The organism is Laceyella sediminis, from assembly GCF_003003125.1.
Classification (GTDB): domain Bacteria; phylum Bacillota; class Bacilli; order Thermoactinomycetales; family Thermoactinomycetaceae; genus Laceyella; species Laceyella tengchongensis.
In genome coordinates this window covers 61,942-74,975 of the sequence record NZ_PVTZ01000008.1, presented here as the reverse complement: position 1 = coordinate 74,975, position 13,034 = coordinate 61,942, and the positions used below count along the sequence as shown (strand labels likewise).

The following is a 13,034-nucleotide window of genomic DNA, read 5'->3' as shown; positions in this document are numbered from 1 at the left end:
TTTTTACCTTCTTTATTTTTCCAATTTGATTCTGCCTTCCGTATTGATGGTCAACTTGCTTGACCCACCACCGCCATTCAGTGCGCCCTCCATGGTGAAAACTCCTTCATTATCTTTCACCGCTGGAGCGGAAAAGCTGGAAGAGATCCCTTGATCGGAGCGGAGGTTTACATGGACGGCTTCGGTGCCTACATTTACTTTGACGTCACCAAAGCTGGAACGGATTTGGCTGTTACCAATGATGCCATTGGCTACGGAGACGTTGACTGCACCGGAAGAGGAGCTGATGGAGAACGGTGCATCAATTTGTTGCAAGTTGAAGTTGCCATGTGCTGTTTTTCCGGTCAGTTGATTACCTTTGAATCCATTAAGTTTAAAGTCGCCTTCGTTGGTGTTTAAGTCTAACTCAGCTGCTTCCAAGTTCTCGGCGGTAAAGTTGGCGTTTTGCGAATGCAGTTTGATGGATTGATAAGATTTTTTCGGCACATAGATGTGAAGGGTGGGGGTGGTGGTGTTAAGGCCAAATACGGAAGGGCCGGCACCCATTTTTACTTGCAAGGTATCACCACTCACGTTTGCATCTAACTTGGTATCATTGTCTACATTAGTCAGCAAAACCTTGATCTCATTGCTATCAGAGTGATGGAGTTGTACGCCAATCTCTTTGGAATAAATGTCAAGCACGGAAACATTGTCGGCGAGAAAACTTTTTTGAACTTGTCCCTTTTTCGAAGTATCAATGGCACCAGCGTCTAACTTGATGTTGCTGTTGGAATTGGAGTTGTTGGTGTCGAAGTCCGGATCATCTAAATCCAAAGAACATCCTGACATGACGGTCAATGAAAGTACCAAGCCTGCGATCAATGAAGTTTTTCTCATGTTTACATCCTCCTAATCATTTTGTGTATTTGGTTTGTTTGAATTGTGGATCATGTATATCATCATCTTCCAACGAGGTGAAAATTGGAAGGGATTTTAAGCATTCGCTTGTTTTTTCTTCAAGAACAAGGCGGTTGCAAGCAGTACCACTGTGCATAAGAAATAGAACCAGGTCAATTTGGACGTCAGATGCAGTCCGTAAAAATCAAGTGCTGATTCGTATTGCATCGGTCCCATATACCACAATAGCAGGTAAATAACCTCAAATACTTTCTTGGTCCCGCTGATTACGCCAGATAGTAAGGCGAGCGTTGGCACAAAGCACATTCCCACCACCCAGGAGAGCAGAAAGTCCCAATCGCCAGCCATGATCGTATTTAGCGTGACGCCGATTCCTAGGGCAAAGGTGGCTAACAATCCGGCGATCCAGATGGAGAGGGTTTGGAGCAAAGGTGGGCCGCTGGATGTAACCAGCGCTGTCATACGGTAGCGCTTTTCGCGAGTGGCCATTTGCGACCACAGCGCGATGGGCCAAACCAGCAACAATCCCATCCAATCTTTCAGTTCGTTGTATGGCAGAAACAGGCTTCCTGCGATCAACAGCAGGGTGACAATGTACCACCAGCGTGGAAAATCTTTTGATATGAGCTTGAGTTCCACACGAATATGGGGAATCAATTCATACCGTTTTTCTCCTTGCAATGGGCTCAGCGCCATGGTTCCCGGAGTGAGCTCCTGTTGTAGCAAGGGTTTGACCGCCGGGTTCCCCGGTTTGCTCTCAGCGGGAGCGTGGCGATTCAGCAATGAATTGCGGCGAAAGATCAGAAGGGCTACCGCGAACAGCCCAATCGCCCAGATGAACCAAGTCAGGCGGGATTGGATGATGTCGGGAGTCCAAGTGATCCCGTCCCAGACAAAGGTTTGCAACTTCCCGATTTCGTTGTATCCAAAGCCGAAACTTTCGTCAGCCAGCGGAACGTGCTGTTTGGCATCGGCGATGATGGCAGAGAATATGAATTGCACTCCCATCACATCGGCCCAAGTGTATTTTTCCAGACTAAACGCGCCGAGAGCGGCCCAAAGGAAGAAGTAAATAAAATTGCCCAATGCTCCCTTCAATCCAGGAATGACGTCAAAGAGGATCGTCAAGGCGGCCAGTACTGCGAATGAAGGGACGATCACGAACAGAAACGGCGCGAAATAATCCCATACATTGATGATGACGCTCTCCCGCCGCACCAGTTGCATCACCATGAATGCGAAGATGAGTGCCAAGTGCATCATCAGCAGGAGCAGCCAATTGCTAAGCGCTTTGGTGAACAGATATTGTCCATTTCGATAGGGAGAAGGGACAATCAATGTGCCGATGTTCAATTGCCGGTCTGTGGAAATGTTGCTTCTCAGCAGATAAAAGCCGAACAACCACAACAGTGTGGCAGAGGCCACGGTGGCCATCGCGCTCAACCAAGCGGAATTGTAAATCCCGCGCACGCCGCCGGTGTGTAGAATCGTATACCCGGCATCGCTGGTCGGCACTAGCGCGTATCCCATGAAGATGATCAGCGCGAGGGTGATCATAAATGGGTAACTGCGGATTTGCCGCAACATTTCAGTGCGAATAATGGTGAAAGTGTTCATGGCTTTCCCCCCTTTCTTTAGTTCATGGTGTAATAGAGATAAACATCTTCAAGCGAGGCCGGGACATTTTCGGCGTCTGGGGCCGGCGGCTCATCGGAAACCACGCGAACCAATAGTCCGTCGCTACGATGGACGGCATGGCTGACGATGAAGTTTTTCTGGAGCGAATCGAGCTCTTCTGCCGGGATGACGCACTCCCACACCTTGTAGGCCAGCATTTCCAAGAGCGTTTCCGGTTTGGCGTTGGCGATCAGCGATCCCTGACGGATCAGGATGATCTGGTTAGCGATCGTTTCCACATCGGAGACAATATGGGTCGACAAGATGATGATGCGGTCTTTTCCAATCTGGGAAAGCAAGTTTCTGAACCGGATTCTTTCCGTTGGGTCCAGCCCTACGGTGGGTTCGTCCACAATCAGCAATTGGGGGTCGTTCAACAACGCCTGCGCAATGCCGACACGTTGCTTCATCCCGCCCGAATAACCGCCGATCATGCGCTTGGCATCATTGGTCAGGTTTAACAGCTCCAACAACTCATCGATGCGTTTGCGCGCTTGCTTCATAGGCAACCCTTTGATGGCGGCCATATATTCTAAAAACTCAATGGCGTTTAAATTAGGATAAACGCCGAAGTCCTGTGGCAAATAGCCGAGTTCTGACCGCAGAGCCAACGGGTGCTTAACGATGTCGACTCCGTTCCAAGTGACAGTGCCTTCAGTGGGTTGGTCAATGGTGGCCAAAATCTTCATCATGGTTGACTTGCCGGCACCATTGGGACCTAAAAATCCCCAGACCCCTTTGTCCAGCTCTAGGTTCAGTTGATGAAGGGCCCGTTTTTTGCCGTAATGTTTACTCACATCTTTGATGGTCAAATTCATGTATCATTCGCCTTTCAAATAAGTGATTGGTTATAGCATAAGAAATGAAAGTAAAAAGAAAGTAAAATCAAAGCAAAAGGTTGACAAAATAAAAACCAAGCAGGTAAAACTCTGCTTGGCTGAGTGGGTTAAGTGCTGGCCAAATGGCGAGGAAGGGAAATGGTTACGGTTGTCCCTTTGTTTAATTGACTGTGGACGTCAATCGTTCCTTTGTGCACAGAAATCAGCTGTTTGACGATGGACATGCCTAAGCCCGTCCCTTCCGCCGGCGCGTCGGTGGGAGTGCCTCGGTAATATTTGACGAAGAGGTTATCCACCGTTTCTTTGTCCATGCCTTTGCCATTATCTTGGATCACGATCTGTACCTGGCTGCTCACGAGGATCGACACTTGAATGGTTGTTCCCGGCGGATTGTGGATGATGGCGTTCATCATCAAATTTTGCAGGGCCCGTTTGAAGAGTTTTTCGTCGATTTCCGTTTCTGCGCGTTCGTGATAGGTATAAAATTCAATCTGATCATCTTTGGCCCTGGGGTCGTTGGCCGCATCGGCGACCACCCGGCGCACAAACTCGATGATGTCCACCTTTTTCAAATTCAGAGGAATTTTGTTTTCATCCAGTTGCAAGGACAGATTGAGATCTTGGATCAATTCTTGCAAATGGATTGATTTGGCGTGGATTTCTTTCAAGAATTGCTCTTTTTCCTCTTCTGTCCATTGGTAATGCGGCGACAGTAACATGGTCGAATAACCGTTGATGTAGGTGAGCGGCGTTTTTAAATCATGGGAGATGCCAGCGATCCATTCTTTTTTTAACTCATCTAATTGTTGTTTTTTCAATTCATTTTCTTGCAGGGTGTTTGTTAGCGTCCACACATTGAGCAACACATCCTGATAGAGTTGGTAAGGTTTTTTCATCTGATGGTTATGGGGTTGATAACTGCGCTGAATTTTGTCAGGAACTGAGTAGTCCCCTTCCGCCAACTGACGGATCCAGCTGATCAGGTGGCGGAGAGGCCGTCCCAGGTACCAACCATAACTGATCGCGAACACCACAAACACGATAATGCCGAACAGGGGCGCTTGGTTGAAGTTCTTATTGGATTCCGGGACGATTTCTTCGATGAACATCATTGACAATCCCAACAGGAACAACATCAAGAGCAAACTTAAGACGAAGTGCAGAGCGATGCGAAAGCTCATTTTCATGGACGTTCACCTGCCTTGGGGGGAACAAATTTATAACCGATGCCTCGTAAGTTCACGATGAATCGGGGATTTTTGGGGTCGGGTTCAATTTTTTTACGCAATTTGGATACGTGGACGGCCACCGTTTTTTCGTCCCCCATCAACATGGAGTCCCATACTTGCTCATACAACTGGCTGGTTGTGAAAATCTGATTGGGATGTTCGCACAGAAAGATCATCAGGTCATATTCTTTCGCTGTGCAACGGACTTCTTTACCATTAACAAACAACTGTCCCGTCTCTTTATTGACTGAAAAAGAACCGAAATCCCATTTGGTCGGCTTGGCTTGCATCGATTTTTTGAGGATGCTGTTTCGGCGCAGATGGGCGTTGATGCGGGCGACTACTTCCAAAGGATTGAAGGGTTTGGTGATATAGTCGTCGCCACCGATCCCCAAGCCGGTCAACTTATCTAAATCGCTGGAGCGCGCCGACAGAAACAGAATCGGTGCTTCGGTCACATTGCGTAATTTTCGACACAAGTCAAAGCCGTCGGAATCAGGTAGCATCACATCTAGCACGATGATGTCAAATGGGGTCGTCTCCACGGCTTGTAAGGCTTCTTTGCTTGACGTGGCTTTCACGATCGAGTGAAACCCTTCTTTCAGCAAGATTTTTTCCAACATATTAAGAATGCCAACTTCATCATCTATTAAAAGAATTTTTTCTGTGCGCATCCATTCACCCTCACTTTGCATATCATTCTCCACCGTTCATTATAATTGTTTGGCGAACCCATGTCTTAAGTCTATGATAAAATTCGACAAATCGGCTACAGGTTACAAAGATCGGGTGAGTGAGAAAATGGTCATGTGAAGGATGGGTAATCCAGAGAAATATGAGCTGTTTTCGGCTGGATAAACATGCATGTTGGCATGATGACACAAAAGGAGGACAATTAAAAAAGCATAAAAATAAATACGATAAAACGAAATCGCCATGTAGAGGATGAGCAAGAATAGACACGGTCTAGGGATTGATCCTTGTGAGGTAACGTGAGACGATTAAAAAATATAGAAGACTTACGTAAACGAAGGAGAACACCATGACCGAACAACAACTGTTAGAAAAATACACTGGGATTGTGCAATTTCAAGTTAGCTTTTACAACAATGAAGGCGAAGAGATACTGGAGCATTTAGCGCCATTGGTGGATATACCATTTGACAAACAAGCTTATATAGAGGCTAAAGGCAGACAGAAATCTTCCATCTATCTCATGCGGAGTCAAACTGACGCCCGATGTTTGGTTTTGGTTGAATTCATGACATATACTCACACGCTCATCGTCCGGTGCAAAGAAGAAGTGGGAGCGGCGGTTCGAGAATTGCTATGCCGGGATGAGAATAAAAAGATCGAAAACACGTTGATCAAGCATAGTATGATGAATGCAATCGTACGCCGGTACGGACTGAATATCGATATCGTCGATGAGTTTGATCTGTGGAACTCTGTGTTTAAGGACCGCAGGTTCTGGTGGGAGTATGTCCATTTCAATGCGTACGGGTTATATGATGATGACAATAGCATTTATCCCGAGCTGGTCGATCCCATTCGTTTTCCTATCACAGAGGATGCGGGATTGATGGTATGGATCGGAGACGACATTGACATGTCCTCACTCCACCTGTTTCACCCCTCTTTAGCCAATTCTTTTGAATTGGGATGGGATGACTTGGGTAGATGGCATCCGCATGCACTCAGATGGGAAGAGTTTGAAAAGCTGTACCTCTTTCTCACCCTGCGGCATCCCGAGCAGTTTGTTGTGCCATTTTTGCTAATGCTTCGGTTCGCGGTGGTGACGCGACATGAGGATGCCAAGGCGATTGCCCGCAAAGTGAAAGCAGCATGGCGTTCATTGGGGCTGTTTTCTGAGGAGGAAATCGAACAATTCGATCGGATGGTTTGGTTCAAACCGCATTTTGAATGGACGCAAGATCCGGTTCATGGATGGTATCACGCATGCGATTCGCCTTTTGATGTGTATTCGATGCGGCATGTGTGCACTGATGAGTTTCCATTTCAAGCGTTGGCGGAGGTAATGCAAGCCATTGACTGGCAGATGGACGAGGCGTCCTGGAAAGAAGCAATGGCGAAATGGGATGCGTTGGTGGAGACCTATTCAATAGACGATGATGAACATTGGTTGGAACGGCGGCAAGGGGAATGCTGAGAGAGAATGCCGTTACTGGATAGCTGTCTACATCCGTTCCTGCTTTGAGGTTGAGGCACAGCGCGGATGCCTGAGTGCTCCGAAAAAATGAGCTCACATCGAAGGCGTCAACCTGCCACTAGCCATGTGTGTGACATCGGTTGACGCCTTTTCTCTTACGAGCAATTGACACCACAGAATTGGTATAGACAATCCTACCAATATAAGATACATTATAAATATATAGAATATTCTATTAATATTGAATGAGGAGGTTGAGATGATGCGTGCTTGGAAAAAAATTGCGTTGCGGTTAGGTCTGTTGGTCATGGGTTGTGGGTTGAGCGTGGCGGCGTTTGCCGAAGGCGCTTTTGCCCATGGTTATATCCAGTCTCCCGCCAGCCGTACTTATCTGTGCCAACAAAAGCAAAACACGAATTGCGGTCAAATTCAGTGGGAACCGCAAAGCGTGGAAGGGGTAGGATCATTTCCACAATCAGGTCCGCCTGACGGACAGATTACAGGGGGCGGACGTTATCCGGAGTTGTACGAGCAAACGTCGACTCGTTGGGCCAAAGTGACTCTGCGCGGGGGGAGCAATTCGTTTACCTGGTATCTGACTGCGCCGCATAGCACGAGAGAGTGGAAGTATTACATCACCAAGAAGGGATGGAATCCGGACAAGCCGATTGCTCGGGCCGATCTGGAATTGTTTTGTTATGTCTATGACGGGGGGAAACGACCGCCAAACACCGTAACCCACCAATGCAACGTGCCGACCGACCGCAGTGGGTACCATGTGATTTTGGGCGTATGGGAAATTGCCGACACCGGCAATGCGTTTTATCAGGCTGTCGATGTAAACCTGGTTAACAGCAAGGTTACCCATGCTTCATGGTTATTGGAGAGATCACGCATAGTAAATGCCCTATCTCAGCAAAAGAATGGTTAAGAAGTTTTTCACCCCTGTCCCCACGGGGGTTTACTGATCCAACCTCACAGGTATTCAGCCCATGCCATCCAAACGCAACGGGTGGCATGGGCCGTTTTTTATTGGAGATTTTTTTGTCGAGGTTTGAAAAAAGGCGTCATAACACAATTTCGCAAGTGATAAATATTATTATGCGGGAAAGGGGGGAAATGGAGAAACGAACATGAAGCAATGAATTGCAAGGGGAGTGTGAATGTGATGAAAAAGAAATGGAAATCCATGATTCTGGCGATCGTGTTTGTGTTGGCTGTTACCTTGGGGAGCGTGTCAGTTAGTCCTGTTGAAGCCAGAACGGTGGTTCCGCTGGAATATGATTTGAGCCATGTCCAATATCAGATTGTGGATACCGATGGAAAGACGTACAATTACAAAACCAGAGCGGCGTATGAAATCGCCGAAAAGAAGTTCAAACAAAAATGGGCCGTCCAGCAAGAGGGGATAAAGGCACAAGCTTCTGATTATGCGACCGAATCGTTCCAACATTCCGGCTTCCGTGGTTGGAAATACACGACACCAGTGGGATATTATACGAACTTCAACAACAGCTCTTACAATGATGAAGTTTCATCACTCAAAACAGCCAGAAAAAGTTCGGGAACACGGGTTTGTTTTCACAAAAATGGGGGCGAACCTTGCAAAACGTTTGGGCCTGGACTTGATATTAGATATGTTGGTGATGGCTGGAATGACCAAATTTCTTATATTAACGTATATCGTTAGGCTATTTCCCGCCCTTTGGGTGGGTTTTTTGTTTGTGGGAGGCGGATCTCGTCAGCTTGATTTGCTTAACAGGCGTGCTTGAGGCTTGGGGCGGTTGCAAGACCTGCTTGGAAAAGGGAGGGTAGAATGTTGCATTTCGCAATGGCGGGGTATAGAGGTGGAAAGTGATGAGGCGTTGGGGTCCTGGATTGTACAAGGAGTGGATTTGTCCATAATCGCAATAAAGGAATTCCCCCGCTTGTTTTCGTTGTTCCCGCTCGGGGGCGGTATCCGACGGGGTGGCGTAGATTCGGTTCACCACTGAGCCGGAGACAACATACAAGCAACAAATCGAATCGCCGTGATCATGGATCGGCGTTTCTGTGTATCCAGGCAAATGGATGACGATCGCTTCTACAGACTTGGAACGGTAGATGACGTTTCGGCCGTAGTGAAGAGGGGGAGCGGGAGCAGGGATGTGCGCGCTTATGCGCTCCAACGTGCATTCGGCCTGTTCAATCGCCTGTTTTAATGCGGTGAAATCAAGGTTCGGGCGGTTGCGCAGGGACATGGCGATGCATTCGATCATATTCATGCAATCTCCTCCTGTGTGATAAAAGAATGTCGTCCATCATGAGTAACTTACTCGAGATTCAAAAGGGAACAAGATTGGTGGGCTGTCTTGTGTAATGATGCTATCATTCCGCAGCCCGGGGAAGTGCGTGGCATGTGATGATGCCGTGGGCATGGAGGTGTGTGCGATGCTTGGACTGTTAGTTATATTATACCATTTGGCAATAGAATAAATCTTCTTTATGTAGCAAGAGGCAAGCCATTTGTTTGCTGTGTCGCTGATACATCTGCCAGTGGCCTCACGATTGCGGCCGGCATGCGTTTTTCTTGAGAGGATTGATTGTTGATTAACGAAATTACCCTTTTGTTAACCAATAGAGGGATGATTTTTATGTATTAATATTGATTGATAAGAAATGGTTGATAGCAAAGGTCGGGAGCCAGTCCGAAAGCGGGTGCGCCAATCTCTTTTCCTGCCTCCTTGAGCTTGAGGAGAAGAGGTAATTTTCATAAAAATTTATCATATCGATAACCAATCATTAATATTTATAATATTTTGGGTGTTCATTAGCTGTTTTTTGTATAATTGCATTTAAGATGGTAAATTAATCAGTTCTTTTTAGCATCAACATGGTATAATACATGATGATGTGTTACTGAATGAAACAAATGTCTTTTGGGGGAGGACGAAATGGGATGGCAGAACAACATTTGAAGAAAGATATCGGCTTTATGGTGGCGTTGTCGATCGTGATAGGGACGGTGATCGGATCGGGCGTCTTCATGAAGCCGGGCGTTGTGCTCGGTCAAACCAGCGATTCCACGATGGGATTGTTGGCTTGGCTGATCGGGGGAGTGATCACCCTGGCAGGAGGATTGACCATTGCAGAGATTGGGGCGCAAATTCCCAAGACCGGCGGTTTGAATGTCTATCTGGAAGAGACATATGGCGAACGTTGGGGGTTTTTGTGTGGATGGATGCAAACCGTCATTTACGGGCCCGCTGTCATTGGCGCCTTGGGGCTGTACCTAGGAAGCCTTATTGTTCACCTGTTTGGCATGGATCATAGCTGGTCGACCTTGATTGGTGTTGGGTTTGTGATCTTTTTGGCGTTGGTGAACATGATCGGCACCAAATACGGTGGTCAGGTGCAGTTGGTGTCAACGATTGCTAAATTATTGCCCATCGCTATGATCATTGTGTTTGGCTTGTGGAAAGGGGAAGCAACCATTTTTGGCGTTTCTGGGTCTTCCTCGATGGAGATCAGTTTTGGGGCCGCGGTTGTCGCTACCTTGTTCGCTTATGACGGGTGGATCATGGTCGCGTCAGTGGCCGGTGAAATGAAAAATCCCGCCAAGATGTTGCCGCGGGCGATCATTTTTGGGATTTCAGCGGTGACGCTGGTTTATCTGTTGGTCAACCTTGCGATGTTGCACATCCTGCCAGCAGGAGAAATCGTGAAGCTTGGGGAGAATGCGGCAAGCACTGCCGCTACGTTGCTGTTTGGAGACGTGGGTGGGAAGTTGATTCAAATCGGTATTATTATTTCTATTTTCGGCTGTCTCAACGGCAAAATTCTCACATTCCCCCGCATCCCGTTTTCAATGGCAGAACGGGGCCAATTGCCGGGTTCCCGTTATTTGAAACAAGTTCACTCCACGTGGAAAACACCCGTGATGTCCATCTTGTCCCAAGTTGTCTTGGCTATTGCCATGATGCTGTTGGCTGATCCGAACCAATTGTCGGACATTGCTGTGTTTGCGACGTTCCTGTTTTATTTGATGGCTTTTGTCGCTGTATTTATCCTGCGCAAGCGCAAAGGGAACGCTGAGCTTCCGTACCGCGTGCCCTTGTATCCGTTTGTGCCGATAGTGGCAATCGTCGGGGCGCTGTTTGTGATTGTCAGTGCGCTGACGAATGACGTGGTGGGCAGTTTGTCTGTTGTAGGGATTACCCTAGTTGGATTGCCGATCTATTGGCTCATTCGCCGTTATCGGACGGTGAAGAGTGGGCAGGTTGCTTGAGTAAGCAGATAAAGGGATGGGATTGTCCGTTCGTTGGACAATCCCTTTTTTTGTATGTTGAAGTCAGCGCCTCTATTGTTGTTTAATTAATTTGTCAATTCCTTTATTATTAACAAAAGACCAAAGTTTGGTTGTAAATTTATCAGTTTTTTGCAACAAACTCTTTACTTTATTAGTGTAAATGAATAAAATCGAATATATTCAATCGTCGGCATAATTATACTCTTAATAAAAATGGGGGAAATCATGAGGAAAAAGAGTTTGTTCATCGCGTCAGTTGTTTCGTTGTCTCTGTTGTTATTGACCGCGTGTAGTATTCCGTGGTTGGAATCAAACGAAGCCATTCCGGAAAACAAGATTTTGCGCATCATGGAGAGCAATCAAATCTCCAACTTGGACAGTGCCAAGTATGTGGACATCGTTTCATGGAACATTTTGTATAACGTGAATGAAGGATTGACGCGGTTAGGGCCGAACAACCGGCTCGTCAATGGTATGGCAGAATCAGTGGAAGTGAGTCCTGACAAAAAAACCTACACCTTCAAACTGCGCGATGACGCGGAGTGGAGTGATGAAGAGCCAGTCACTGCCCATGATTTCGAATATGCATGGAAACGGGCGCTTGATCCCCGGATTAAATCGGAATACGCATATATCTTATATCCGATTATGGGCGCAGAAGAATATAACAAGGGAAGAGGTTCCGCGAATCAAGTCAAAGTGAAAGCGATTGATGACCATACGTTGGAAGTGCGCTTGAAGCAACCAGAGCATGAATTTCTGAGCTTGACCACGCAATCCACCTATTTCCCGCAACGAAAAGACATTGTTGAAAAATATGGAGAGGAATATGCCAAATCTCCCGACAAGATGGTTTATAACGGGCCGTTCATCATTGATTCGGTTACACCTACCCAAGTACGGTTGTTGAAAAACGAGAGGTATTGGGACAAAGACACGGTTCAGCTTGGACAAGTCGATGTGCAGGTGCAAGCGGATACATCAAAGCGCATCAATTTTTATAATTCTGGAAAAGCGGACATCACCAAAATTGATTCCGAATTTGTCTACGCATTCAAGCAAACGACAGATTACACCAGTTTGGAATTGGCCTCCTCACAATATCTGTTGATGAACCAAAGCAAACCGTTTTTTAAAAATCCCAATATTCGGCGTGCGATCAGCTTGGCCATCGATCGTAATGAGCTTGTAGACAGGGTGTTGAAAGACGGATCAAAACCAGCGGGAGCGCTAATTCCGCCAGCGCTGTCAGTAGAGGGGCAATCATTCCGCCAACGGGCTGGTGGCGAAGTCGTTGGCCACAACCCGAGCTTGGCGCAGACGTACTTCAACAAGGGGTTACGGGAACTGGGGTTAACCCGGCCCCCGGAGTCGATTGTGATGCTCAGCTTCAACGACCAACGAAGTTATGTGGCGTTATCAATCAAAGAGCAACTCAAGGCTAAATTGGGGCTGGAGATCAAATTGAACACTCTCCCGCGTAAAACCAAAGTGGATCACGAATTGAAAGGTGAATTTGACATGACCATGTCCAGCTGGTTTGCCGACTACAGTGATCCCATCGGTTTCTTGGAAATATGGACCGCAAATTCCGGATTGAATTACATGAAATTTAACAATGCGGCCTATGATCGGTTGATCAAACAAGCCAAAGCGGCAGCATCGCACAATAAGAAAACCTCCTTGATGATTCAGGCGGAGAAACTATTGGTCGGAACAGGTGAGGGCCAACAGGCGGCGCTTGTGCCCTTGTATTATGAGACGAATTCGTTTTTGCAAAAGCCATATGTGAAGGGGTTGCATCGCCATCCGTATGGAGCCGAATATGACCTCAAATGGGCTTCGGTCGACGGGAAACAGTGAAGCGGGCAGGGGTGCGGCTACTCAGAGGAGAAGCCGCACCTTTTTTATGAAGGATGTGATCGGTGACG

At 47.1% G+C, this 13,034-nt stretch carries 11 protein-coding genes; 5 read left to right on the top strand and 6 right to left on the bottom strand.

Features of this window, described 5'->3' with window-relative positions:
• Positions 1-12: 12 nt before the first annotated feature.
• From CLV36_RS10690 to CLV36_RS10670, 5 genes are all read right to left on the bottom strand, one after another.
• Entirely contained in the window at positions 13-879 is an 867-nt protein-coding gene (locus CLV36_RS10690; protein WP_102992761.1) for a DUF4097 family beta strand repeat-containing protein, read from the bottom strand.
• 96 nt (positions 880-975) lie between these two features.
• Entirely contained in the window at positions 976-2,517 is a 1,542-nt protein-coding gene (locus CLV36_RS10685; RefSeq protein ID WP_106342666.1) for a hypothetical protein, read from the bottom strand.
• Positions 2,518-2,534: 17 nt separating this feature from the next.
• Positions 2,535-3,395 carry an ABC transporter ATP-binding protein gene (locus tag CLV36_RS10680; protein ID WP_102992759.1) on the bottom strand — a complete coding sequence of 287 codons (861 nt, stop codon included), beginning with the start codon at positions 3,393-3,395 and terminating at the stop codon, positions 2,535-2,537.
• A gap of 128 nt (positions 3,396-3,523) precedes the next feature.
• Positions 3,524-4,603: a HAMP domain-containing sensor histidine kinase gene (locus CLV36_RS10675; protein ID WP_245888346.1), complete on the bottom strand. Its 1,080-nt coding sequence runs from the start codon at positions 4,601-4,603 to the stop codon at positions 3,524-3,526.
• Entirely contained in the window at positions 4,600-5,319 is a 720-nt protein-coding gene (locus CLV36_RS10670) for a response regulator transcription factor (RefSeq protein ID WP_102993855.1), read from the bottom strand. Before CLV36_RS10670 ends, CLV36_RS10675 begins: the two co-directional genes overlap by 4 nt.
• Before the next feature lie 368 nt (positions 5,320-5,687).
• Between CLV36_RS10670 and CLV36_RS10665 the strand changes: the two genes are divergently transcribed.
• The 3 genes from CLV36_RS10665 to CLV36_RS10655 all read left to right on the top strand — a co-directional run bounded on the left by CLV36_RS10665 (position 5,688) and on the right by CLV36_RS10655 (position 8,505).
• The gene (locus tag CLV36_RS10665; protein WP_106342665.1) at positions 5,688-6,815 is read left to right on the top strand and encodes a hypothetical protein; all 1,128 of its coding nucleotides are present in this window, start codon (positions 5,688-5,690) and stop codon (positions 6,813-6,815) included.
• A gap of 262 nt (positions 6,816-7,077) precedes the next feature.
• Positions 7,078-7,746: a lytic polysaccharide monooxygenase gene (locus CLV36_RS10660; protein ID WP_245888345.1), complete on the top strand. Its 669-nt coding sequence runs from the start codon at positions 7,078-7,080 to the stop codon at positions 7,744-7,746.
• Positions 7,747-7,983: 237 nt separating this feature from the next.
• Positions 7,984-8,505, top strand: coding sequence for a hypothetical protein (locus CLV36_RS10655; protein ID WP_106342664.1), 522 nt, complete (start codon positions 7,984-7,986; stop codon positions 8,503-8,505).
• A gap of 1 nt (position 8,506) precedes the next feature.
• On the opposite strand, the gene CLV36_RS10650 is transcribed toward CLV36_RS10655, so the two are convergent.
• Positions 8,507-9,079 (bottom strand): cysteine dioxygenase, encoded by a 573-nt coding sequence (locus CLV36_RS10650; RefSeq protein WP_106342663.1) that lies wholly within the window; start codon positions 9,077-9,079, stop codon positions 8,507-8,509.
• 674 nt (positions 9,080-9,753) lie between these two features.
• Here CLV36_RS10650 and CLV36_RS10645 point away from each other — a divergent pair.
• Positions 9,754-11,082, top strand: coding sequence for an APC family permease (locus CLV36_RS10645; protein WP_106342662.1), 1,329 nt, complete (start codon positions 9,754-9,756; stop codon positions 11,080-11,082).
• 246 nt (positions 11,083-11,328) lie between these two features.
• Positions 11,329-12,966 (top strand): peptide ABC transporter substrate-binding protein, encoded by a 1,638-nt coding sequence (locus CLV36_RS10640; RefSeq protein ID WP_181352982.1) that lies wholly within the window; start codon positions 11,329-11,331, stop codon positions 12,964-12,966.
• The last annotated feature ends 68 nt before the right edge of the window (positions 12,967-13,034 follow it).